We start from the raw sequence: 23,135 nt of genomic DNA, 5'->3' as shown, positions 1-23,135 counted from the left end.
CTGGTGGAATGGGTTCCGGTGGGCTCAGGCCATGAGCCCGGCATCGCGTGGGGGCCCGAGACCGGGCGGCGGTGTCTCGACCCCGCCGCCCGGGCCTGTCGGCCTGCGCTCAGCCGCCGACCTGCTGGTTGTAGCCGGCCACGATGTTGTCCAGCGCCTTGTCGACCGACTGCTGGCCGTTGATCGCCTTGCCGAGCTCCGTCTTGGTCGGGTCCTCGGTGAGGCTCTTGCCCTTCAGCACCCAGTTCGTCTGCGCGGTGTTGAAGTAGCCGGAGATCGGGGCGTACAGCGGGATCGACTCGTTGTACAGCTTGAACGCCGCCTGCGCCGCCTCGGACTTGAAGGGGTACTTCGGGTTCAGGCCGGTCTCGACGGGCAGGAAGCCGGACGCCTCGCACAGCGCCTGGTAGTGGGCCGGCTCGTACAGCCAGGACAGGAACTTCTTCGCGGCGGCGGCCGCGTCGCCGTTGTTGTTGAAGCCCACCGTCATGCCGCCGCTGTTGACGTCGCTGGCCTGCACCGGCTCGGCGGGAGTCGGGACGCTCGCCCAGTCGAACTTCTTGATGCTCTCCGCGAAGGCGGGCACCTGCCACACGCCGGACCAGTAGGCGACCACGTCACCGCTCTGGAACATGGCGGACGGGTCGGCGCCGCTGGTCCACACCGACTTCGGCATGGTCTTGTCGTCGTTCATCTCGACGAAGCGCTTCACGGCCTTCTTGGTCGCGGCGTCCACCGAGAACTTGCCGGAGGAGTCCGCGTGGACGTACTTCCCGCCGAGCTCGTACACCATGGCGCGGAGCCGGGAGGGCGACTGGTCGAAGGTGAGGGAGTACTTGGCGCCGGTCTTCTCCCGGACCTTGTCCGCCGCCTTGATGAATTCGGTCCAGGTCCAGGTCTTCTGGGGCGAGGTCGGGACGGAGACGCCGGCCTTCTTGAACAGCGTCTCGTTGATGAACAGGCCGGACGCGGTGATGTCCGAGGGGATGGACAGCACCTTCCCGGACGAGTCCTTGGCGACGAAGTTGCCGTTGATCTTGTTGCTCTTGTTGTTGGCGATGGAGCCGAGGTCGATCAGCTTGTTCGCCCAGATCGGGTCCAGCTTCGGCACTGCCGCCACGTCGGGCAGGGAGTTCGCCTGCGCGGCGTTGCGCAGCTTCGCGTCGTAGCCGTCGTAGGGGATGTTGACGAGGTTGACCTTGACGCCGGTTTCCTTCTTGTACTGCGTCACCATCTTCTTCCAGCCCGCGTCCTGTCCCGGAACCGTGGAGATCCAGAACGTCAGCGACTTGGAGGTCCCGCCCGAGCCGGATTCCGACCCGCAGGCGGAGAGCAGAAGGGCACCTGCCGTGGCCACGGCAGCGAGGGGAACCACGCGGCGTATGCCGCCGCGGCCGAGCCGGCGGGAGCGCCGCACACCCACACTGATCATCTTCGATCCCTTTTCTCGTAGCGGAAGAAGCACGGCGCCAGCCGAGGCGGCACGGGTGCATTTTGCAGGAAATCTCGAGATTCGCTCTCCGGGGGCGCGGCCTCGCCCGGCCACGTCGCCTTCACGGGTGGGGTCCCCGGCCATGACGGCCGGCGTCGCACAAGCACGCCCTCGTGCGGCTGCCGTACTTCGCGTACGAGCGGGAGGCTTACCCGGAGTCGGCGTCCCGGCCGACTAGAAAGCGCTTGTCCGGACATTGGCAGACCGATGGCGCAGCCGTCAATGCTTCGCCCGCACAGCTCCGGTCACGGTTTGAATTCCATGGGCGACCGCGAGCCTGCTGGCGCCCGCCACCGTGCCGGTGTCGCCCACGACGCTGCTGACCACCTCGGTCGGCCAGCTCAGCCGGGCCAGTTCCGCCCGCACACCGGGCAGGAGCTGCGGGTCCGCGCCGGTGTCCCCGCCCAGCACGATCAGCCCGGGGTCCAGTACGGCGGCGACGGCGGCGGCGAGCCGGCCGACGTCGGCGGCGTGCGAGGCGACCACGGCACCGGCCGTGGCATGCCCCTGCCCGGCCAGCGCGAGGAGCCGCTCGGCGGTGCGCGGGCGGGGCCCGTCGCCGTTCTGCCAGGCCTCGGCCGCCCGGCGCAGCAGGGTGCGCGAGCCCATGCGCTGCTCCAGTCCTTCGTGGCGCGGGGCGCGGTCGTCGTCCCACGGGTAGGGCAGCCGGGCCACCTCACCGGCCGCGCCGTTCGCGCCGCGCAGCACCCGGCCGCCGATGACGACGGCGAGACCGATGCCGACGCCGATGCGCAGGTAGCCGAAGGTGTCCCGGCCGACGGCGGCGCCCTCGTGGAGTTCGGCGAGGGCGGCGCAGTTGACGTTGTTCTCCAGGTGGACGGGGACGCCTTCGGGCAGCGCGACGGCCATCGCGTCGAAGGCGGGGCCGGCCTTGGCGGTCGCGGGGCGTTCCCCGGTGCCTTCCCGGTCCCGTGTGGTGACGTCGCCGACGGCGACGACGACGGTCCGCAGCGGGGCTCCGGCGGGCAGCGCGTCGAGGACCTTGCGGACGGTGCCGGCCGCGTCCGGGCGGGATCCGGTGCCCTCGGCGAGCAGGGTGCCGTCCAGGGCGCAGCCGCGCACCCGGGTCACGGCGGGTCCCAGGTCGACCGCGAGCACGGCGCCGGCGGCCGGTCCGAGACGGTAGATGGCGGCGCTGCGGCCGGTGCCGCCGGAGGCCCTGCCGGAGTGGGCGGCGAGCTCGACGGTTTCGAGTTCGGCCACGGCGGAGGAGACGGTCGGCTTGGAAAGGCCCGCGCCGGCCGCCAGCTGGGGGCGGGTGGCCGTGCCCGCCCCGGCCAGTACGTCGAACACCACACGGGCACTCTCACTCAGGTGCATGGTCTCCCCAGGTCGTGCTGCGGCCGTGCAGAGCGGCGGCAAAGGTCGCGCGGCATCGGGATTCCGTGCCTCTTGACGCGCACCCTACTTCGTTAGTTAACTTCCTAACGAACTTCACGGTACTCGCCTGCCGTGGCCCGCAGAAGCCCGTCCCGGGGCTTCCCTACCTCTTCAACTGGCGTGGTCCGACGCACGGTTCGCCTGCCGTCCGCCGTGACCGCGCAACGACGAAAGAGGACCCGTGCAGGACTCCACTCCTTACGTGGTCGGTATCGACGTGGGCGGCACCAAGACGCATCTGCGTGCCCTCGCGGGCGACGAAGGCGTCGTCGACCGTGTCCGCAGCAGTGCGGGCTGGCGGCCGCACGAGCCCGATGCCGCGGCCGGCCGGCTGGCCGCGCTGGTCCGCGACGCCCTGCCGGCCCACGCACGCCCGTCCGCCGTCGCCGTGGGCGCTCACGCCTGCGAGACGCCGCGCCAGTGCCAAGCCATCCGGGCCGCGCTTCAGGAGCGGCTCGGGGTGCCCGCGCTGGTCGTGGGCGACGCCGAACTGCTCGTCCCCGCCGCCGGGTTGGACAAGGGTGTCGGTCTGGTCGCCGGTACCGGTTCGGTCGCGGTGGGGCGGCTGCCCGACGGCGGTCCGGTCCAGGTCGGCGGCTGGGGCGCGGTGCTCGGCGACGAGGGCGGCGCCGCCGGACTCGTCCGCGAGGCCGCGCGGGCCGTCTGGGCGGCGCACGACCGCGGCGAGGAGCCCGACGCGCTGGCCGCGGGGCTGGTCGCCGCGTTCGGCGTGGCCGAGGTGCCGGCGCTCGGCGCCGCGCTGGAGGCCGCCACGGACGTCTCCGCTCAATGGGGCCGCCACTCCCCCGTGGTGTTCGCCGCCGCCGAGGCGGGCTCACCGCTCGCCCGGGCCGTGATCGCCGAGGGCGGCCGGGCGCTCGCCGCGCTCGTCGCACGGCTCGCCGGGCGCGGGGTCGCGGTGGACGACGTGGTGGTGGCGGGCGGCACGGTGCTCGCCCAGCCCGCACTGTACGCGGCGTTCACCTCCGCGCTCGCCGAGTCCCTGCCCGCGGCCCGGCCGCAGCCCCTGCGCGTGCCGCCGGTCGAGGGCGCGGTGGCGCTGGCCCGTTCGCTTCTGTGAGCCGGGCGGGCGCCGTTCACGTTCCGGACACCGGATCGTGACCGGACCCTCTCCGAAGGGTCACGACACGGCCGTAGATCTTCGCTCGTCACTCAACAGGTGCCCCACAAGCCGTCAAAGGCGCCAAGAGTCGCACACGATCGCACGACCTTCCCCGGCCGCACGGCTGGAAGAACCCGTCGCAGAACTCAAGAGAGGCACACGCATGCCGTCACCAGCCGGGCCCATCGCCACCGCGTCCGTCGACCGGCGGGGCTTCCTCAGGACGTCCCTGGGCGCCTCGGCCGGTCTGCTGGCCGCGCCCACCTTCGCCACGTGGCTCGCCGCCGCCGACGCGAAGGCCGCCACGGGCCCCGCCGCGTTCGTCGACGACTACAAGTCGAACGTCCTGACGAACAAGACCCCCGAGACCAACGCGGTCATCCGGATCCTGGGCGGCATGTCCCGGGTGTGGAAGACCGGCGGCGCGTGGGACACCGGCCGGGTCCTGGACCGCGAGGTGCTGCGCGCCAACATGCGCTACTGCGCCCGGGTCACGGCATCCCGCACCGAGGCGCAGGCCAAGGAGGCCTTCCTCTACGACCGCCAGCACCAGAGCTACGCCATGATCGGCGGCCTGGGTCCGCTCGCCGGGCTGTACAAGTCGGGCGCCAAGGCGGTCACGTCGATCACCGCCGCCCCGGAGGGCACGCCCCCGGGGAAGATCAGCGACACCCTGCCCGCCGACGCCCCGGCCGGGTCCGCGCTCGGCGCGGGCTCCCACGACTCGGAGCTCGGCAAGGTGGCCAAGCTGGTCGACACCGTGCGCGGGCCGTTCGCCTCGGGCAACCCGGCCAAGTTCGCCTTCCAGTACCCGCGTCCGTGGCGGATGAACGAGGACAGCGAGGTCGTCGACACCGGCAGGAAGGACGCCCTCGGCTACCCGGTGTACGACTCGGACGTGGTCGTGGCCCCGCAGTTGCTGCGGCAGCGCTCCGAGAACCCGGAGGAGGACGGCGGTTTCCCCAGCGGCCACACCAACGCCTTCCATCTGGCCGGACTGGCCTTCGCGTACGCGGTGCCCGAGCGTTTCCAGGAGCTGGTGACGCGGGCGTTCGAACTCAGCCACACCCGGATCATGGCGGGCATGCACTCCACCGTCGATGTCATCGGCGGCCGGATCATGGCGACCGCCCTGACCGCGGCGGCGCTGTCCGACCCGGCGAACGCGGAGCTCAAGGCGGCGGCACGCGCCCAGGCCCTCGCCTACTTCACCCGGAAAACCGGCACGACGGCGGACACGCTGTACGACTACGCCCACTCGGACGCCGATGACGCCTACGCCGACCGCGAGGCGGGCGCCCGGGCGGTCGGGCCCTGGTTGACGTACGTCCTGCCCCGCCGCGGCCGCAAGGACCCGCTCACCGTGCCGAAGGGCGCGGAGGTCCTGCTGGAAACGCGGCTGCCGTACCTGAGCGCGGACCAGCGCCGCGAGGTACTGCGCACGACCGCGCTGCCCTCCGGCTACGTCCTGCTGGACGGCTTCGAACAGTGGGGCCGGCTGAACCTGTTCGCGGCGGCGGACGGGTACGGCGCCTTCGACACCGACGTCACGGTGACGCTGGACGCGGCGGCCGGGGGCTTCCACGCGGCCGACAGCTGGCGCAACGACATCGAGGGCGACGGCGGGCTGACCAAGCGCGGCTCGGGCACGCTCACGCTGACCGGCCACAACCGGTACCACGGCCGGACCGTCGTCGAGGACGGCACGCTGGTCGCCGCCTCGCCGGGCGCCCTGGGGCAGGGCGACGTCCGGGTCACGGGCGGCACGCTGCGCGCGGACAAGGTCCTGCGGGTGCGCGGCTCGTACGTCCAGGAGGGCGAGTCGACGCTGGAGCTGCTGCTGCGCAAGGACCACGGCCCGGCCCTCACGGTGAGTCGGCGCGTGCTGCTGGGCGAGGGCAGCGTGCTGTCGCTGCGGCTCGACGCCGAGCGGCCGCCCCTCGCGGGGACGACCGTCCCGGTCCTGTCGGCTCCGGGGCTGCGCGGCCGGTTCGACCGTGTCGAGCTGGACTCGACGACGCTGCGGGCCGTGCCCGTTCACACGGCTGACGGTCTGTCGGTGCGACTCGTGAAGCGGTGACGCCCCGGGCGGCGGGGGCTGATGCAGAGTGGGTCCATGAGGGACCTCTGGATCGCTCCCGCCGTCCCGCGGCCGCTGTCTCTCCCGCCCCCGACACCGGCGGCCACGCGGCAGTCCGGCAGACGGTGGCCGCTGCCGCTCCTCGTGGCCGTGCTGCTCGCACAGATGGCCTTCGCCATGGTCACCACCGCCGTGCGGCAGACCCCGACGATCGACGAACCGGTGTACGTGGGCGCGGCCGCCGAGTACACGCACGAGCACCGGCTGCGCCACAACCCCGAGCACCCGCCGCTCGGCAAGCTCGTCATCGGCGCCGGGGTGGCCCTCGCGGATCCGCGTGTCGACTCCTCCTTCACCGGCGATCAGGGCGCGGTGGGGCGGCATCTGCTGTACGAGACGGGCAACGACCCTTGGCGGCTGATGCTGTGGGCCCGCCTCCCCGTGATCGCGCTGACGCTGCTGTTCGGGCTGGTCGTCTTCGCCTTCGCCCGTGAACTGGCCGGGAAGGCTGGGGCGTTGGCCGCGCTCGTCCTGTACTGCTTCTGCCCCGACGTCATCGCCCACGGCTCGCTCGCCACGCTCGACGTGCCGACCGCCGGGTTCGTGCTGACGTCGGCGTGGCTGCTGTGGCGGGCCCGCCGCGGGCCCCGGCTGTACGTGCCGCTCGCCGGGGTGGCGCTGGGGGCGGCCCTGGCCACGAAGATGAGCACGCTTCCCGCCGTACCGGTGCTCATGGCTGTGGCCGCCGTGTCGGTGTGGCACGCGTCGGCAGGTGGCCGGGGGCGCGATGCGGGGCAGGTTCTGGTGCGGGCGGTCGCGGGCGCGGGTGTTGTGGCGCTGGCCGCTGTCGCGGTCGTGTGGGTGACGTATCTGATGGTCGATCCGCGGCTGCGCTGGTCCCCGGAGCAGCATGTGCCGACCGTGCGGGGGCTGCGGGGGCTGCTGGTCGAGGCGCTGCCCTTCCCGGAGGCGTACCGGGACGGGATGCGGATCCAGTTCGGGCTGGAGCACCGGCCGTGGCAGGGGTTTCTGCTCGGCCGGTTGTACTCGGGCTCGCTCTGGTACTACCTGCCGGCCGCGCTGCTGGTGAAGACACCGCTCGGGATGCTCGCGCTGTGGGTCGCCGGGACCGTCGTCGTGGTGGCGGTACGCCGCCTGCGGCCGGCCGCGCCCCATGTGTTGGCCGCGCCCGTGGTGCTGCTGGCGGCGGCCATGCAGGGGGCGCGGGACCTGGGCACTCGGTACGCCGTCTTCCTGCCGCTGTTTCTCGCGGTGGCGGCCGGTTGCGTACTCGTGGTGCGGCGGTGGTGGGTCTCCGTCGTGGTGGGTTCGCTGGTGGCGTTCGTCGCGGTCGGTTCGCTGCGTGCGTACCCCTACTACCTGCCGTACTCCAACGAGGCGTTCGGCGGGCCGGGCAGGACGCGGGAGTTCCTGCACGACTCCAACGTGGACTGGGGACAGGATCTGGGGCGGCTGGCGGAGCGGCTGCGGGAGCGGTATCCGGGTGAACGGGTGTGGTTGGTCTACAAGGGCAGTGGGGTGCCGTCCTTCTATGGCATCCGGGCCCGTGATCCGCGTCGGGTGCCGGTCGGTGACGTGCGGGGTGTGCTGGTGGTGTCGGACTCCGCGGCTGCGAAAGCGACCGGGCGGCTGGCCGAGTTGATCGGCGGCAGCCGCCCGGTCGACGACGTCGGGCATTCGATCACGATCTATCGCCGTTGAGCGTCGTCCAGTGTGCCGTGTGCGGGTCAATGAGTCGCGTGGAAGAAGCCGTCCGTGCTCACGTGCTGCATGACGCGACTGGCCACGCGATAGCGTCCGTTGGGCACGTCGGGGCACTTCGCGACGTGTACCGCGAGCGGGCCCGCGAACTCGTAGCCCTTGCGTTCCGCGTGGCGGGACAGGCTGTCGGTGAGGGCCTGGCCCACGCTGGTGCCGTGGCGCGTCAGTTGGTCGTGCACCTCGTCGGCGAGTTCCACGTCGTAGGCGTTGGGGACCATGACCCGGCCCGCCCGGCACACCACGGCGTTGTCGTCGCACTCGTGCCGCAGGGCGTCGAGGACCTCGACCGGCTCCTTGTCGAGGACCCGCGCCCACAGGGCCTCCCATCGGTTTTCCAGTGTCTCCTCCAGCGCACTCAGTGCGCCCATGCGGTCTCACCTGCCGGAAGCGTCGTCGGATCGGTTGCGGTGGCCGGGGGTGTGCTAATGCTCGTCGTAGTCGTCGGGCCGTACCTCGGCCTCCTCCAGGGCCTCGCGCATCGTGCGGCCGGTCGCGCCCGGCGGCCGGGACTGGTTCTCGTCCTGGCGTTCCAGGACCTCGTCCGTGGTCTCCGTCTTCGGCCGGTTCTCCTCGGGGACGGTCATGACGATGGCTCCTCGTCCGTCGTGTCGGGCTCTTCTGCCGCGGCGGGTTCCCGCCCGGCGTCCGGGTATCCACTTGCCGGGCACCTCATGTGCTGTGTGAAGAAGCCCTGGTCACCACGGTGCGTGAGCTATGTTGAACGTCCGTGGGAGACGAAGGAGGCGCACCGGTGCCATCGCCGCAGCAGGCACGCGCACAGGCATCCGCGATCACCTCGGGGAAGGCCGCCCCGGAAGTGGAGGTCTCCCCGTCCGCCCAGCTCAGGGCGCTCTTCGACCGGCCCCGGCTGTCCCCGGGCCAGCGGCGCATCGCCCAGTACCTGATCGAGAACATCACCGAGGCGGCGTTCCTGTCCATCACGGATCTCGCGGACCGGGTCGGCGTGAGCCAGCCCTCGGTGACGCGGTTCGCCTCGGCGGTCGGCTTCAGCGGTTACCCGGCGCTGCGGGAGAAGCTCCAGTCGATCGCGCTCGGCACCCTCGCGGGCGGCGGTCCGGCCGAGGAGAACCGGGGCAACGAGCTGCAGGCGGCGGTCGACGCCGAGATCGAGAACCTGGAGAACCTGCGGCGGGACTTCGCCGACCCGAACCTGGTGATCGACATCGGCCGCAAGCTGGCGTCCTCGGCCCCGCTGACGGTCCTCGGCCTGCGCATTTCCGTCTCGCTGGCCGAGTACTTCGCCTACGCCGCCCGCCGGGTCCACCCGGACGTACGGCTCGTGACGCGGGGCGGCAGCGTCGCCTACGACGCCCTGCTCCAGTCGCGCGAGGCGGGCGGCACCTGGGTGCTGGCGTTCTCCATGCCCCGGCACGCCCAGGAGACCCTGACGGCCGTCCGGGTCGCGCGGGGCGCCGGGCTCAAGGTCGCCCTGATCACCGACCTGGCGCTCGGGCCGCTCGCGGACGAGGCCGACGTCGTCTTCTCCCTCGGGACCGGATCACGCCTGGTCTTCGACTCCTACGCCGCCCCGGGCGTGATGTGCTCGGCGCTGCTCCAGGCCATGACGGACGCGGATCCGGAACGGACACAGGCCCGGCTCGAGGAGTACGAACAGGTCGCCGACCAGCACCAGTTCTTCCTCCGGGACTGACCGCACGCACCAGCTCACACATGGGGACCATCCACAACAAAGCGCGCATGAATGTTTTCATGCGCCTTGAAAACCGGATGGCATATATAAATACTGCTCACGGATCGCGACCCGGTCGTTTCCGGATCCGTTCCGCCACCCGAGGAGGCCGGCTCCTACCCGCTTCGGCGTCCCGGGTGTCCGTGGCGGCCCCGGTCATCCCCTAGGCCGGGGCCGCCCCGACCCGTCGTCCACCCTCACGACGCCGCACACCCGGAAGCGATGATCATGCCCCTGACGTCCACGCGCATCAGCCCGGACTGGCCCTGCCAGGTCAAGACCCCCGGGAGCTACGACTGGGAGCGCTCGGCGGCCAAGTGGCTGCGCGAGCTGGTGCCCGCGCGCTACGCCGGCTACCCCGTGTTCGTCCGCCACCCCGTCCTGCTCGCCCGGCACGCCCAGATCCAGGTCCAGCAGGAGATCAGGGTGGCCCGCACCGCCCTCCAGACCGCCCGCGCCGACCTGCCAGGACTCGGTCTGCACGAGGGCGTCATCGAGCACACGATCAAGCTGTACGCGGCCGAGGTCATGCAGCTGCAGCACATCGCGCGCAGCGTCCGGGCGGTCACCCAGGCTCTGGTGGAGGCCAACCGCCAGCCGTGAACCTCAGGGCATGACCCGCGTCGTGCGTGGCACACGTGAGGGGATGAGCACCACCGAAGTCCGGCGCCGCGAGCCGGTGACCACGGTCCTGACCTGGCAGGTGCGTCCCGGCCGGGAGCGGCAGTTCGAGGAGTGGACGCACGGCATCACCCGCTGCGCCAGACAGTTCCCGGGCAACGAGGGCGTCTCCTGGCTCACGCCCGAGGACGGCCACCGCTACCACGCCGTGCTGCGCTGGTCCGACCAGCACCGGCTGGCCGCCTGGCTGGAGTCCGAGGAGCGCGCGCACTGGCACCGTCGGATCGAGGACATCGCCACCGAGGTCAGCAGCGAACGCCAGTCGACGACCGGGATGGAGACCTGGTTCAGCCTGCCCGGCACCACCGTGCAGGCCCCGCCCCGGTGGAAGATGGTCCTCACGACGTTCCTCGGGGCCTACCCGTTCACCCTGCTCATCCAGTGGCTGGTGACGCCGCACACCACCGGCTGGCCGCTGCCGCTGCGGGCCGCCGTGTTCCCGCTGGTGCTGCTGCCGGTGCTGACGTATCTGGTCATGCCGAGGCTCAGCCGGCTGCTGCGGCTGTGGCTGTATCCGCGCGGGGGCCACTGACGGCTCGGGAGGCTGATGTGACCAGCGTGGCCCGCCGGATACGGGAGCGGCCCGTGCGCACAAGGCCGTCCTGGAATCAGCGCGGGTGTGCGATGCTCAACGCGTGACGAGCGAGCCCGTGACACCGGCGGAGCCCGGTGCCGCACCGGACCTGGTCGAACTGGCCAAGATCGTCGCCCGGCAGCGCGCCGAGCTGGACCGGTTGCGCGACCAGGCGGCGACGTCGGCTGTCGTGGAGCGGGCCAAGGGCGCGGTGATGGCGCTGACCGGGTGTTCCGCGGACGCGGCGGACGAGCGGTTGCTCCAGGGGGCCAAGGCGGCCCGTCACACCCTGCTGGAGGAGTGCTGGATCACGCTGGGATCCCTGGCGCACACGGCACCCGGCCCGGGCGAGGCGACCGAGCCCGCCGGCACCGACACCCCCGGCTTCGGCTCCGATGTCCTGCCGGTGACAACCGCGCCGGACGATGTCGCCACCGCCTTGGCCCGTCTCGGGCAGGCCCTCGTCCGGGTGATGACACCGCACGACCTCGCCCGGTGTCTGCTGGAGCATCTCGCGCCCGACATGGCGGCTGACGCGATCATGATCTACGCCCCCAGGCACGACGGCGGCCTCGAACTGATCGGGCACGCCGGCGTCGACGACCAGCTGGCCGCCCAGTGGAGCCAGGTGCCGCCGCTGAGCGGGCTCGCGGCGCTGGACGCGCTGCGGACGGGCGAACCGGGCTGGCTGGAGGGCCTCGCCTCGGACGAGCGGCGGGACCTGCTGATCGGGGACCCGCCCGAGCGGTGGCGGTCGCGCGCCTGGCTGCCCGTGCCCGCCGCGGGCTCGGCCGAGGTCTGCATCGGCGTGCTGCGCGGCCGCGCCGGGTCGTTCACGCCCCGCGACCGAGCTCATCTGCGGGGCGTCACGGGGCTGTGCGCGGGGCGGCTGCGCGCCTTCGACGCACCGTCCGAGCGGCCCGACGACGCCGCCGCGGACGCCGTGCAGGCGCTGTTCGACGCGCTGCCGATCGCGGCGATGCTGCTCACCCCGCTGAGGACCGCGTCGGGCGAGACCGAGGACTTCCGGGTGGAGGCCGCGACCGCGCGGGCGGGTGACCTGCTGGGCCGCCCCGGTGAGGAACTGGCCGGGCGGCGGCTGCTGGAGTTCCGGCCGGCCCTGACGGAGGAGCCGCTGTGGCAGGGCTGCCTGATGACGCTGACCACCGGGGAGCCGTACGAGAGTGAACCGTTCGCGCACGAGGAGGTCGTGGCGGGCATCGCGGCGCTGTCCACGTACTCGGCGCGGGTGGCGCAGCTGGACGACGCGCTGGTCGTCACCTGGATCCGGCACGGCTCCTCCGACCGGCAGGAGCAGCGGCTGGCGGATCTCCAGCGGCTGGGCAATCTCGGCTGGGCGAACTGGAACCTGGCCACGCAGGAGGCCTCCTGGTCGACCCAGGTGTTCGCCATCTTCAGCCGGGACCCCGCGCAGGGCCCGGTGCGGCTCACCGAGTTGCCGGAACTCGCACTGCCCGAGGACGCGCCCGCGCTGACCCGTGCCGTCCGCGCTCTCGTCCAGGAGGGGAGGGCCTTCGACCTGCCGTTCCGGGTCAGGACGAGCGGCGGCATCCGGCATCTGCGTCTCGTGGCGGAGGCCGTGGCCGACACGCACGGCACGCCCGTCGAGGTGCACGGTGTCGTCCAGGACATGACGGCCCGGCGGCGGGCGGAGCTGGCCCTGGTCGAGAGCGAGCAGGCGATCCTCACGCAGCACGACGTCCTCCAGGCCGAGCGGACCCTGGCGTCCCGGCTCCAGCACGCGCTGCTGCCGCTGGCCAACCGGCCGGTGCACCTGGCGGGACTGCGCGTCGAGGTCGCCTATCTGCCCGCCCAGTCGGGGGTGCACGTCGGCGGTGACTGGTTCAGCGCCGTGGAACTGCCCGAGGGGGACGCGCTGCTGGTGGTCGGCGACGTCGCCGGGCACGGTGTCGACGCCGTCGCCACGATGGCCCAGCTCCGCTTCACCGCGAAGGGCATGGTCATCACGGGCTCGTCGCTGACCGGCGCGCTGGCCCGGCTGAACACGCTGCTGCTGCACTCCCGTGATTCCCACGCGACGGCCACGATGGTGCTGGCCCGCTACGACCCCCGGCAGCGCCGTCTGGTCTGGGCCCAGGCCGGGCATCTCCCGCCCCTGCTGCTGCGGGACGGCAAGGTGCGGTATCTGAGCCGCCCCACAGGCATGCTGCTCGGCGCGACCACGACGACGGTCTTCGAGGAGGCGGAGTGCCGTCTCGAACCGGGCGACCGGCTCATCCTGTTCACCGACGGTCTGGTCGAGCACCCTCCGCAGAGCATCGACCGGGGCCTGGAACGTCTCGCCGAGGCCGTGGCGACTCCGCACGCCGACGGGCCGGGGTCACTGGGGCGGCTGCTCGCGCAGATGCTGCCGGACGAGCGGCGGGACGACGTGTGCGTCGTGGACGTCCGGGTTCCGAGGGTGCGAGAGGCGTAGAGGCCGGCCCGTTCGCCGTTCCGGTCCGGGCGAAGGCCGGCTCGCTCAGTCGACCGGGTGACCGGGGTCGATGGTGTGGGCGCCGGAGAGGCGCAGCAGCGGCCCGTCGTACGCCTCGTCTCCGCCCCACTCCACCGGGTCGAGGACGAAGCCGATGTGGTCGCCGCCGCCCGCGCGCGTGACGATCCGGCCGACGAACCAGGCCGGCGCGTCCTCCAGCACGACGGCCCTGCCGTACGACTCTCGCAGTCGGAGGCCCTCGAACTTGTCAGTCCGGTCGCCGGTCCGACCGCCGAACAGCTCGGCGAGGCCGTGCTGTTCACGGGCGAGCAGGTGCACGGCAAGCACGTCGGCGTCCCGGGCCACCCGGAAGGTGTGGTTCAGCTCGGACAGCCACACCACGAACCGCACGGGCCGAATCGAGCACTGCGAGGCGAATCCGACCAGGCACCCCGCCCGTTCACCGCCCGCGACGGCCGTGACCACGCACATGTCGGGATCCAGCCGCCCGATGAATGCGTCCATGCCCGCCATGCTCACACCACTCCCGCACCCTCGCAGCCGCTGTCGCCTCGGCATCACCTCACCATGCCGGTTGTGTGGGTGCCATACCGAGGGGGCGATGCCCCGGGGTCGTTGTCGGCTGTGGGGCGACGCCGTCGGGTCGGCGGGGACCTACCGGCGGACGGTGCCGCCCGGCTCGCGGCCAGCCCCACGACCGGGCGGTCCGACGCACGTGCCGGCCGACGACCGGGCCAACCGACGACCAGGCCGACCCCAGTGCCGTGCCGACGTCCGTGCCGTCCGACGCCCGTGCCGTCCGACGCCCGTACCCTGCAGCACCCGGGTCGGCCGACGACCAAGGCGGCGCCAGTGCCGGCCGACGTGCGTGCCGTCCGGCGCCCCGGCCGGCCGCGGGATTGCCCCCTCGCGGGCGATGCCGCCGACGGGCGGGGCGGGTCAGTCGGTGCCCGGTGTCGTGCGGGATTCCAGGGCGAGGCGGGTGTCGTTGCCGTAGACGCCGGTTTCGTCGCCGCGGATGCCGTACCAGAGCTGGAAGCGGGCGACCGCCGCGGTCAGTGTGGGGTCGTAGCGGCCGCTGGTGGAGCCGTCCCGGTAGACGTCCGGGATGCGCAGGAGGCGCTCCTGGAGTTCGGTCACCTCGGGGCCGGTGGCTCCCTCGCGGAGGGTGCCGGGGCCGTCGGGGTCGGCGGCGGGCGGCGTGGGGGCGGGGGCGGCGGCGGACGTCGTGGGGCGGGGCGCGGGGACCGCCTTGTCGGCGGTGTTCCCGCCGGGGAGCACGAGGGCGGCACCGCCGAAGCCGAGCGCCGCGGCCGCGACGACGGCCACCGCGACGGCGGTGCGGCGCAGTGCCGATCCGGGTCCGGCACGGCCGTCGCCGTTCTCGCGGGTGAGGGGCGGGAGTTCCTGCGTCAGGTCCTCGGAGCCGGTCGGCCAGGGCAGTGCGACGGATTCGTAGCCGCGGGGCCCGTAGCCGCCGGGCTCGTTGCCGGCCGGTGCGGAGCCGATCTCCTCTCGGTACTCCCGCATCAGTTCCGCGAGTGCGTCGGTGCGGCGGGGCCGCAGGACGCGGATGGGTTCGAGGGCCGGGCCGTCGTGCGGCTGCCGGGGCTCGGACGGTGTCGACACGCTGCTCTCCTTCCGTCCGGGCTCGGGGGCGCCCGTCTTCGGGGATCGTCCTGCCGCTAGATACGCGGCTGCCGCGCGAGGGGTTCAGAGGGAACTCGGTTCCTCCCGAGGAGTGCACTGAGTGCCATGCGTACCCTTCCGGGTGCTACGTTCCCGCTCATGAGCTCCGAGAAAGCCGACCCCGGGACCGGAAAGCCGCCCATGCGGGACGCCCTGGTGGCGGCGGCCTTCCAGCTGTTCCTCGAGCGGGGTTACGAGCAGACCACCATCGACGACATCGTGGCGCTGGCCGGGGTCGGACGGCGCTCGTTCTTCCGCTACTTCCCGTCCAAGGAGGACGTGGTCTTCCCGGACCACGAGCGGTGCCTGGCCGATATGACGGCCTTCCTGGCGGCGGGCACCGACGACGAGGAACCCGTGCGGCGGGTCTGCGACGCGGCCCGGCTGGTGCTGCGGATGTACGCCGAGAACCCGACGTTCTCCGTGCAGCGCTACCGCCTCACCAAGAAGGTCCCGGGCCTGCGCGCCTACGAGCTGTCGGTGGTGTGGCGCTACGAGCGTGCCCTCGCCGAGTATCTGCGCCGGCGTTTCGCGGCCCGCCGGGACGGCACCCTCCAGGCCGATGTGATCGCGGCGGCGGTGGTCGCGGCGCACAACAACGCGCTGCGCTCCTGGCTGCGTTCGGACGGGCAGGACGACGCGAGCGCCACGGTGGACCACGCGCTGGCGTACGTGCAGTCCGCGTTCGGCGGCACGCCGGTGCCCCCGGCCGGGGAGCAGCCCGAGGACGTGGTGGTCGTCGTGTCCCGGCGCGATGCGCCGTTGTGGCGGGTCGTGCAGGAGATCGAGTCGACGCTGGGGCGGGGCTGAGGGTCCGCACATCGAGGGAACGGAGTGCCTTTACGAGTGGCACTCAGTGCCATACTCTGTGCTGCGTGCGCGGTGGCACGGCGAACCGGGCACACCTGTGCGCGGGTGACCGTGCACACGGGATTCCGGCCGAGTGCAGGGAGTTGACCAGCGTGTACCACCACTCAGGAAGCGTCGCTCAGCAGGCAGCCGGCTCCCCGACGGGTCTGCTCGACCCGAGGGGCCCGGCCACGGAGGCCATCCTCTTCCAGCGCTGCACCTGGTGCGGCACCGCCATGTACCACCGGGTGCTGTGTCCGGTCTGCCGGGGCAGCGACCTGCGGACGGAGCGCAGCGAGGGCACGGGCACGGTGCGCCACTCGACGGTGGTGCACCGCAACACGCCCGCGGCGCGCAATGTGTCCCTGATCGAGATGTCCGAGGGGTTCGTCGTGCGCGGCCGGGTCATGGGCCCGCCCATCGGCATCCACAGCGGGGACCGGGTGCGGCTGTCGACCGCCCAGGACCCGGTACGGGGTGAGCCGGTCTTCCAGCTGGTCGACGAGCCGTACCGGGCCTGGACCTGACGGACGGTCCGGTCACCGGATCCCGGGGAGCAGTTCGCCGGTGCGCACGGGCCGTCCCGTCTCGAAGCTCCGGTTGGCCGCGAGACCGACCGCCAGGGCCAGTGCCCCGTCGCGTTCGGTGGCCGTCGGGTGGGCCGCCGCCGCGGTGTCCGCCGGGCGGGTGGGGCCGGCGGGGCCGAACAGCGCGTCGAGCATGCGCGGGTCGCCGCCGCCGTGGGCCTCGTGGGCGACCGCGAGCGGCACGTCGACCGGGGGCCGCCACAGCGGGCGCAGGGTGAGGCGGGCGCCGCCCGCGTGCTCCGCCGCCGTGTCCCCGTGCAGGGCTCCCGCGGCCGAGGTGACCCGGGTCAGGGGCGGCTGCCAGCGGCTCTCCTCGACCTCCAGTTCCAGCCGGCCCGCGCTGCCGTTGAACATCACCCGGTAGCCCTCCCACGGGGAGTAGGCGGTCAGGTGGTACGTCATCGTCGCGCCGCGCGCGTAGCGCACGAGGACGGACATGTCGTCCTCGATGGTGATCGGCCCGTCGAAGACGTTCCGGTCGCGCAGGTAGCCGTCGTCACGTTCGGCGTCCAGGTAGAGGGCGCGCAGAGTGTCGTGGGCGGCGAGGTCCAGGGCGAAGGGGTCGTCGGCGGCCCGGTCGGCGCCGTGGGCGCGGTCGTAGTCCCGGCGCAGTCCGTGGCGCTCCCCCGCCTCGCGGCCGTAGAAGCCGAGCCGCCCGTAGCCGAAGGCCTCCCGGGGCTCGTCGGCGAGCCACCAGTTCACCAGGTCGAAGTGGTGCGAGGACTTGTGCACCATCAGGCCGCCGCTGTTGTGCTTCTCGCGGTGCCAGCGGCGGAAGTAGTCGGCGCCGTGGCGTACGTCGAGCAGCCACTCGAAGTGGACCGACAGCACCTCGCCGATCGCGCCCTCGGCGAGCAGGGCGCGGACCTTCTCGTGCACGGGGTTGAAGCGGTAGTTGAAGGCGACGGTCAGGGAGTTGCCGGTCTCGCGGACGGTGTCGAGGATGCGGGCGCACCGCTCGGCGTCGACGGTCATCGGTTTCTCGGTGACGACCCGGCAGCCCGCCTTCAGGGCCGGGACGATGTAGCGGTCGTGCTCGGCGTCGACGGTGGTGACGACGACCTCGTCGATGTCCTCCTTGGCGAGCAGATCGGTGAAGCGGTCGGGCTCCCACGGGGTGGCGGCCGGCGCGCCGGTCTCGGCCAGCAGCCGGTTGTGGAAGGCCATCCGGGTCGGGCTGGGGTCGCACAGCGCGGCCACGAGGTGGCCGGGGCGTTCGGCGAGGCCCCGGGTGAACAGCTGGGCCCGGTGGCCCGTGCCGACGATGGCTGCGCGCAGGACGGGAGTTCGGCTCATGTCAGGTGGTCTGTCCCGGGGACGGGCCGTCCACTCCCCCGGCGCGAAAGCGCTTGCTGACGGCGAGGTCAGCGCGTGAGGGTGACGCGGATGCCCACGGTGCCGTCCAGGCCCCGGCGCAGCCGGCTGCCGAGCAGGGTGAGCCGGCCGGCGATGCCGTACTTGCGGGCGATCAGCTGCCGGTAGCGGGCGGTGGTGGCCGCGTCGCAGATCTCCGCAGTCGCGGGCACCTGCTCGCCGGTGGGGTTGCCGCGCAGGTCGCAGGGGCCGGCCAGGACGTCGGCGCGGTTGCGGATCCGCTTGACCTTCCAGGAGTCGGCCGGCGTCCAGGCGCCGAGCGCGTTGCCGTCGCGCACCACCCAGACGGGGGTGGCGACCGGCGTGCCGTTCCTGCGGTAGCTGGTGATCAGCAGGTACTTGCCCGCGCCCAGTTCGTCCAGCGCACTGTCGTCCATGGCGGGCAGTGTACGAGCACGGCCTGCGCGGCGTGGCCCCCGGGTTTCAGCGCAGGGCGGCGGCCATTCTCCGTACCGCCTCCTCGATCACCTCGGGCGAGGTCGCCAGGTTGAAGCGGAGGTGTCCGGCGCCGCCGGTGCCGAAGGGCAGGCCGGAGTTGAGGGCCACGCGGCCGCGGTGCAGGAAGGTGTCCGCCGGGTCGTCGCCGAGGCCGAGCGCGCGGCAGTCGAGCCAGGCGAGGAAGGTGGCGTCGCCCGGGCGGTAGCGGATCTCGGGCAGGTGCTCGGCCAGCAGGTCCGCGAGCAGCCGCCGGTTCGCGTCGAGGCCGGACAGCAGGGCGTCCAGCCAGGCGACGCCGTCGCGCAGGGCGGCGGTGTGGGCGATGACGCCGACGTGGCTCGGGCCGTGCCCGACCTCCTCGGGCATCCGGGCCAGGTCGGCTCCGGCCCCGGGCCCGGCGATCGCGAGGGCGGCCTTGAGCCCGGCCAGGTTCCACGCCTTCGAGGCCGACATCAGCGACAGTCCGCGCTCGGCGCCCGGCACGCTCAGATACGGCACGAAGTCCGTGCCGCCGACCACGAGCGGCGCGTGGATCTCGTCGGCGACGACACGGACGCCGTACCGCTCGGCGAGCGCGGCGACCGCGGACAGCTCCTCGCCCGTGTGCACGGTGCCGGTCGGGTTGTGGGGGCTGCACAGCAGATAGGCGGCCCGTCCTCCGCCCGCCGTCGCCTGCCGGAAGGTCTCCTCCAGGACGCCGAGGTCGATGCGCCCGTCCGCCCCGAGCGGGGCCTCCACCACGCGCCGGTCCATGTGCTCGACGAATTGGTAGAACGGCGGGTACACCGGCGGGTTCACGACCACCGCGTCCCCGTATCCGGTGACCAGCTTGAGCATCTCGACGACGCCCAGCATGACGTCGGGCACGATCGCGGTGCGCTCCACGGCGAGCCCGCCCCAGTTCCACCGCTTCTCGGCGAAGGCGGCCAGCGCCTCCGCATAGGCCGTGCCGGCGGGGTAGCCGGTGTCGCCGAGGTCGAGCGCGCCGGTGACGGCGCGCACGACGGGCTCGGCGAGCGGCACGTCCATCTCGGCCACCCACAGGGGCAGCACGTCCTCGGGGTAGGTGCGCCACTTCATGCTCGTACGGCGGCGGAGACGGTCGAGAGTGAGGACCTGCAGCGGATTCGGTTCACCGGACGTCTCGTGCGGGATCCTGGTCATGGGCACACGATAGGGGGCTGTGCAGTGAGCGGGAATCGTGAGGACGGGGAGCGGGCAGGGACCGACGGCCCGTTCCTGGAGATCGCCTGCGACGAGTCCGGGTCGGACGGCGAGAACCTCACCGGCGGGAACACGGACGTGTTCGCGCACGCCAGTATGTCGCTGTCCGTGGCGACGGCTGCGGCGGCCGTACGGGAGATCCGGGACCGGATCCGCTCACCGGCCGAGGAGTACAAGGCGAACCACCTGCTGCGGGAGAAGCACCGCGCGGTGCTGGAATGGCTGCTCGCGCCGGACGGGCCGATCCACGGGCGGGCGCGGGTGCATCTCATGGAGAAGTCCTTCTTCGTGGTGGACCGGGCCGTCGGTCTGCTGCTGGGCGACCCGGGCCAGGCCGTCGCCCTGTTCCGCGAGGGCCGCCGGGCCTTCGGCGAGGACGGCTGGCGGGCGTTCCTGGAGGCGGCCAACCAGCTGCTGCGAGTCCGCAACAGCGGGGAGCCGGGCGCCCCCGTGGACGTCTTCTACGGCACGGTCGACGCCCTGCGGCACGCCCATCCTGATACCGACGCGACGGCGATCCTGGAGCGGCTGGCCGCGACCCGGCCCCGCGCGGTGTCCTATCGGGCGGCGTTCCTGGACGGACCGCCCCTGATCCCGGTGCTCAACCCGCTGCTTCCGGCGATCGTCCGGACGGCCGCGCTGTGGAGCGGTGACGGACTGCCGGTCCGTCTGGTGCACGACCGGCAGAACATGCTGACGCCGGACCGCATCGCCTGGATCGAGGCGACGGCCCGGCGGGCGGGGGTCGGCCTGGCCGGGGTGCGGCTGGTCGTCGCGCGTGAGGACGCGCGGGTGCAGGTGGCGGACTTCCTCGCCGGGATCGCCCGCAAGATCGCCTCCGACGAGCTGAACGGACGCGGGGACCCGGCGCTCACCGCCCTGCTGCGGCCCTACGTCGATCCGGCCTCGGTGTGGGGTGACGCGCGCAGCCGGGCCCTGCTCGCCGCCCCGGCGGACCTCGGTCCGACCGTTCCCGCCGCCGGCCGGCGGTGAAGAGATCACGCGTGCGCTGAACACGGCGCGGCTGCGCCCCGTATGGGAGGAGGGCACTCAACTCAAGGAGTGCCCTGCGGTGTTCACACTGTGATGTTCGGGTTCGGGAGCCATGCATGAGGCACGCACGACGACGGGTCGTCCGGCGAGTGACACGGCTGGCGGCCGTCGGCGGACTCCTCCTCGGAGGAGCGATGGTCACACGCGCCGTGGCGAGCGAGCCCCCGGACCCAACGATCGGGGTCCCGTACTCGGCGCAGCCGGCCACGAGCATGGGCACCGACCTCGTGTCCCGGCTCGGCACCTCCCGTACGGCGGGCAGCTGGGTCGACTCCGCCGGCCGGCCGGTCGTCGCGGTCACGGACGAGCAGGCGGCCGACGAGGTGGAGCGCGCCGGCGCGCAGGCGAAGATGGTGCGCCACAGCATGAGCGACCTCAAGTCCGCCACGGCGACGCTGCGTTCGGCGCCCCGCGTGCCCGGCACCGCCTGGGCCCTGGACTACAAGAGCAACGAGGTCGTGGTACGGGGCGACAGCACCGTCTCCGCCTCCGACTGGTCCCGGCTGACCGACGTCGCGGAGGGCATCGGCGGCTTCGTGCGCATGGAGCGCACCGAGGGCACGTTCACGACGCGGGTCAACGGCGCGCAGCCCATCCTGTCGACCGCCGGGCGCTGTTCGGCGGGCTTCAACGTGACCGACGGGAAGACCGACTTCATCCTCACGGCCGGGCACTGCGGTCCCGACGGTTCCGTCTGGTTCGCCGACGACCGGGGCCGGGAACAGGTCGGCACGTCGCTCCGGGGGAGCTTCCCCGGCGACGACTACTCCCTGGTGAAGTACGACAGCGGTCGCGCGGGCGAGGGTGCGGACGTCGTGGCGGTCGGTGACGGCAAGGGCGTGCGGATCACGGGCGTGGCCGATCCGGAGGTCGGGCAGAAGATCTTCCGCAGCGGCAGCACGAGCGGGCTGCGCGAGGGGGAGGTGACCGCGCTGAACGCGACGGTCAACTACCCCGAGGGCACGGTCACCGGACTCATCGAGACGAACGTGTGCGCCGAACCGGGTGACAGCGGCGGCCCGATGTTCGCCGACGGCATCGCGCTCGGTGTGACGTCGGGCGGCAGCGGGGACTGCGCGGCGGGCGGTACGACGTTCTTCCAGCCGGTGACGAAGGCGCTGACCGAGCTGGGGGTCAAGCTGATCGTGGCCAAGCAGGCCGGTGGCGGCACCGGCGCCGCCCCCGCGCCGTCGGCCTCACAGGGCGCCGCCTCGCCGGGCTCGTCGGCGCCGGTCACGGGCGAGGACGTGTCGGGCCTGCTGACCCGCCTCACCGACCCGCGCAACGTGGGCCCCGGCCTGCTGGTCATCGCGGGCAGCATCGTCGCCCTGGTGGCGACCCGCTGGATCCGCGCGGAGCAGGACCGCAAGGCGTATCGGCAGTACTACTCGGCCACTTGGGGCTGAGTCGGTACCGGGAGTGCTGCTCGTGTCCTGGTCAGCCCAGTGTGAGCAGTACCGTCGCCACCCCCGCCCCCAGCAGCCCCAGCGCCTGGCGTCGGCTGATCCGCTCGTGCAGGAGGGCGAGACCGAGGACGACGGGCAGGGCCGGGTAGAGGGAGGCGAGGACGACGGCGACGGCCAGCAACTGGCGCTGTGCGGCGAGCAGATACAGCACGAGGCCGAGCGCCGCACCGGCCCCGATGAGCAGGGCCTGGACGCTGCGGCCCGGCGCCAGCTTCAGCCGGCGGGCGTGGCGGGCGGCGTCCGGCAGGAGGACGAGGACCGCGGCTACACGGCCCGCGGCGACGGGCCACAGCCCGCTCGCGGGGTCGGCCTGGCCGAGGGCGAGGTACTGCACGGCCACGCCCGCGCTGGCGAGCAGCCCGTCCGCCGTCCCCTTGCCCGCGCCGCCCCCGCCTCCGGAGACGAACCACAGGGCGGGGACGGTCACGGCGATGCCCATCCAGGCCAGAGTCCCCGGGCGGTCGCCGAGGACGAGCACCCCGCACAGCACCGACAGCGCGACGCCCGTGACGGCGCTCACGGGCACGACGACGCTCATCGCTCCCCGGCTCAGCCCGCGGTTGAGGAACCGCATGGCGACGCCGCTGCCGACGCCCGACAGCGCGCCCCACAGCAGGTCGGCGGTGTGGACGGCGTCGGCGGGCAGGAGGATCGCGGCGGCGCAGGCTGGCAGCAGCCCGCCGAGCTGTCCGAGGAAGGTGACGGCGGCGTGGTGGGTGTGCCGGGACAGCAGGCCGCCGGCGAAGTCGACGATGCCGTAGACGACGGCTGACGAAAGTGCGAGAAGGGCACCCATTGGATCAGGGGTGCCCCGGGACGAGGGTCCGATGCGTCAGCGGCCCTGGCTGACGCTCAGGCCGCGGGCGCGGACTGCGGGACCGCGGCGGCCCACTCCAGGACGAGCCGCTGGTACTCCTCGCGCTGCTCGACGCTCAGTGTCCCGCCCGACCGGCGCCACAGGGCCCGGATCTCCTCGTTGACCTCGTCAGCCGTTCGCTGGGAAGAGGATTCAACAGTGGTGGACATGCTGTGAAGCATACGTCGCCGCAGGTGAAGACGATGTGAGTAATCGTGAGCTAAACGGTCATTCCGGACAGTGTTGCTGATCACGTCCATCTCCCAGTAAACGTGA

The 23,135-nt window shown here is 72.8% G+C and carries 22 protein-coding genes; 11 read left to right on the top strand and 11 right to left on the bottom strand.

Annotated elements, in window-relative coordinates; genetic code table 11:
* Positions 1 to 109: 109 nt before the first annotated feature.
* A complete protein-coding gene (locus tag PV963_RS41845; protein ID WP_274821660.1) occupies positions 110 to 1,432 on the bottom strand; it encodes an extracellular solute-binding protein in 1,323 nt (440 codons plus the stop codon).
* Between the two features lie 279 nt (positions 1,433 to 1,711).
* Positions 1,712 to 2,833 carry an ROK family protein gene (locus PV963_RS41840; RefSeq protein WP_274821659.1) on the bottom strand — a complete coding sequence of 374 codons (1,122 nt, stop codon included), beginning with the start codon at positions 2,831 to 2,833 and terminating at the stop codon, positions 1,712 to 1,714.
* Positions 2,834 to 3,074: 241 nt separating this feature from the next.
* Between PV963_RS41840 and PV963_RS41835 the strand changes: the two genes are divergently transcribed.
* From PV963_RS41835 to PV963_RS41825, 3 genes are all read left to right on the top strand, one after another.
* On the top strand, positions 3,075 to 3,974 hold the full coding sequence (locus PV963_RS41835) for an N-acetylglucosamine kinase (RefSeq protein WP_274821658.1): 900 nt from the start codon (positions 3,075 to 3,077) through the stop codon (positions 3,972 to 3,974).
* Between the two features lie 205 nt (positions 3,975 to 4,179).
* A complete protein-coding gene (locus PV963_RS41830; protein ID WP_274821657.1) occupies positions 4,180 to 6,096 on the top strand; it encodes a phosphatase PAP2 family protein in 1,917 nt (638 codons plus the stop codon).
* Between the two features lie 36 nt (positions 6,097 to 6,132).
* A complete protein-coding gene (locus PV963_RS41825; RefSeq protein WP_425540995.1) occupies positions 6,133 to 7,818 on the top strand; it encodes an ArnT family glycosyltransferase in 1,686 nt (561 codons plus the stop codon).
* A 26-nt stretch (positions 7,819 to 7,844) separates the two neighbouring features.
* Here the strand turns inward: PV963_RS41825 and PV963_RS41820 are convergent, their stop codons facing one another.
* Both PV963_RS41820 and PV963_RS41815 read right to left on the bottom strand, forming a co-directional pair.
* Positions 7,845 to 8,246 carry a DUF3662 domain-containing protein gene (locus tag PV963_RS41820; RefSeq protein ID WP_274821656.1) on the bottom strand — a complete coding sequence of 134 codons (402 nt, stop codon included), beginning with the start codon at positions 8,244 to 8,246 and terminating at the stop codon, positions 7,845 to 7,847.
* Positions 8,247 to 8,300: 54 nt separating this feature from the next.
* Positions 8,301 to 8,462, bottom strand: a complete 162-nt coding sequence (locus PV963_RS41815) for a hypothetical protein (RefSeq protein WP_274821655.1) — start codon at positions 8,460 to 8,462, stop codon at positions 8,301 to 8,303.
* A 167-nt stretch (positions 8,463 to 8,629) separates the two neighbouring features.
* Here PV963_RS41815 and PV963_RS41810 point away from each other — a divergent pair, with 167 nt between their 5' ends.
* The 4 genes from PV963_RS41810 (at position 8,630) to PV963_RS41795 (ending at position 13,302) form a co-directional block, all read left to right on the top strand.
* Positions 8,630 to 9,550 (top strand): MurR/RpiR family transcriptional regulator, encoded by a 921-nt coding sequence (locus tag PV963_RS41810; protein ID WP_274821654.1) that lies wholly within the window; start codon positions 8,630 to 8,632, stop codon positions 9,548 to 9,550.
* A 261-nt stretch (positions 9,551 to 9,811) separates the two neighbouring features.
* On the top strand, positions 9,812 to 10,192 hold the full coding sequence (locus PV963_RS41805; protein WP_274821653.1) for a hypothetical protein: 381 nt from the start codon (positions 9,812 to 9,814) through the stop codon (positions 10,190 to 10,192).
* A gap of 43 nt (positions 10,193 to 10,235) precedes the next feature.
* Complete coding sequence (locus tag PV963_RS41800) at positions 10,236 to 10,802, top strand: antibiotic biosynthesis monooxygenase (RefSeq protein WP_274821652.1); 567 nt, start codon at positions 10,236 to 10,238, stop codon at positions 10,800 to 10,802.
* A gap of 103 nt (positions 10,803 to 10,905) precedes the next feature.
* Entirely contained in the window at positions 10,906 to 13,302 is a 2,397-nt protein-coding gene (locus PV963_RS41795) for a SpoIIE family protein phosphatase (protein WP_274821651.1), read from the top strand.
* A gap of 45 nt (positions 13,303 to 13,347) precedes the next feature.
* Here the strand turns inward: PV963_RS41795 and PV963_RS41790 are convergent, their stop codons facing one another.
* Positions 13,348 to 13,836, bottom strand: coding sequence for a flavin reductase family protein (locus PV963_RS41790; protein WP_274821650.1), 489 nt, complete (start codon positions 13,834 to 13,836; stop codon positions 13,348 to 13,350).
* Positions 13,837 to 14,262: 426 nt separating this feature from the next.
* Positions 14,263 to 14,952 carry a peptidoglycan-binding domain-containing protein gene (locus tag PV963_RS41785; RefSeq protein WP_274821649.1) on the bottom strand — a complete coding sequence of 230 codons (690 nt, stop codon included), beginning with the start codon at positions 14,950 to 14,952 and terminating at the stop codon, positions 14,263 to 14,265.
* Between the two features lie 159 nt (positions 14,953 to 15,111).
* Here PV963_RS41785 and PV963_RS41780 point away from each other — a divergent pair, with 159 nt between their 5' ends.
* The gene (locus PV963_RS41780; protein ID WP_425540994.1) at positions 15,112 to 15,822 is read left to right on the top strand and encodes a TetR family transcriptional regulator; all 711 of its coding nucleotides are present in this window, start codon (positions 15,112 to 15,114) and stop codon (positions 15,820 to 15,822) included.
* Positions 15,823 to 15,974: 152 nt separating this feature from the next.
* Positions 15,975 to 16,388: a Zn-ribbon domain-containing OB-fold protein gene (locus PV963_RS41775; RefSeq protein ID WP_274821648.1), complete on the top strand. Its 414-nt coding sequence runs from the start codon at positions 15,975 to 15,977 to the stop codon at positions 16,386 to 16,388.
* Between the two features lie 12 nt (positions 16,389 to 16,400).
* Here PV963_RS41775 and PV963_RS41770 read toward each other — a convergent pair whose 3' ends face one another.
* The 3 genes from PV963_RS41770 to PV963_RS41760 form a co-directional block, all read right to left on the bottom strand.
* Positions 16,401 to 17,744, bottom strand: coding sequence for a Gfo/Idh/MocA family protein (locus PV963_RS41770; RefSeq protein WP_274821647.1), 1,344 nt, complete (start codon positions 17,742 to 17,744; stop codon positions 16,401 to 16,403).
* 68 nt (positions 17,745 to 17,812) lie between these two features.
* Entirely contained in the window at positions 17,813 to 18,199 is a 387-nt protein-coding gene (locus tag PV963_RS41765) for a PPOX class F420-dependent oxidoreductase (protein ID WP_274821646.1), read from the bottom strand.
* Between the two features lie 46 nt (positions 18,200 to 18,245).
* Positions 18,246 to 19,424 (bottom strand): MalY/PatB family protein, encoded by a 1,179-nt coding sequence (locus tag PV963_RS41760; RefSeq protein WP_274821645.1) that lies wholly within the window; start codon positions 19,422 to 19,424, stop codon positions 18,246 to 18,248.
* Positions 19,425 to 19,448: 24 nt separating this feature from the next.
* Here PV963_RS41760 and PV963_RS41755 point away from each other — a divergent pair, with 24 nt between their 5' ends.
* Positions 19,449 to 20,477, top strand: a complete 1,029-nt coding sequence (locus PV963_RS41755; RefSeq protein ID WP_274821644.1) for a hypothetical protein — start codon at positions 19,449 to 19,451, stop codon at positions 20,475 to 20,477.
* Between the two features lie 116 nt (positions 20,478 to 20,593).
* Positions 20,594 to 21,943: a S1 family peptidase gene (locus tag PV963_RS41750; protein WP_274821643.1), complete on the top strand. Its 1,350-nt coding sequence runs from the start codon at positions 20,594 to 20,596 to the stop codon at positions 21,941 to 21,943.
* Positions 21,944 to 21,974: 31 nt separating this feature from the next.
* Here the strand turns inward: PV963_RS41750 and PV963_RS41745 are convergent, their stop codons facing one another.
* Both PV963_RS41745 and PV963_RS41740 read right to left on the bottom strand, forming a co-directional pair.
* Complete coding sequence (locus PV963_RS41745; protein WP_274821642.1) at positions 21,975 to 22,799, bottom strand: EamA family transporter; 825 nt, start codon at positions 22,797 to 22,799, stop codon at positions 21,975 to 21,977.
* 56 nt (positions 22,800 to 22,855) lie between these two features.
* The gene (locus PV963_RS41740) at positions 22,856 to 23,041 is read right to left on the bottom strand and encodes a hypothetical protein (RefSeq protein ID WP_274821641.1); all 186 of its coding nucleotides are present in this window, start codon (positions 23,039 to 23,041) and stop codon (positions 22,856 to 22,858) included.
* Positions 23,042 to 23,135: the final 94 nt, after the last annotated feature.

It is taken from the genome of Streptomyces coeruleorubidus, from assembly GCF_028885415.1.
GTDB lineage: Bacteria > Actinomycetota > Actinomycetes > Streptomycetales > Streptomycetaceae > Streptomyces > Streptomyces coeruleorubidus_A.
The sequence above is the reverse complement of the archived record's forward strand: the minus strand, read 5'-3'. Positions and strand labels throughout refer to the sequence as shown.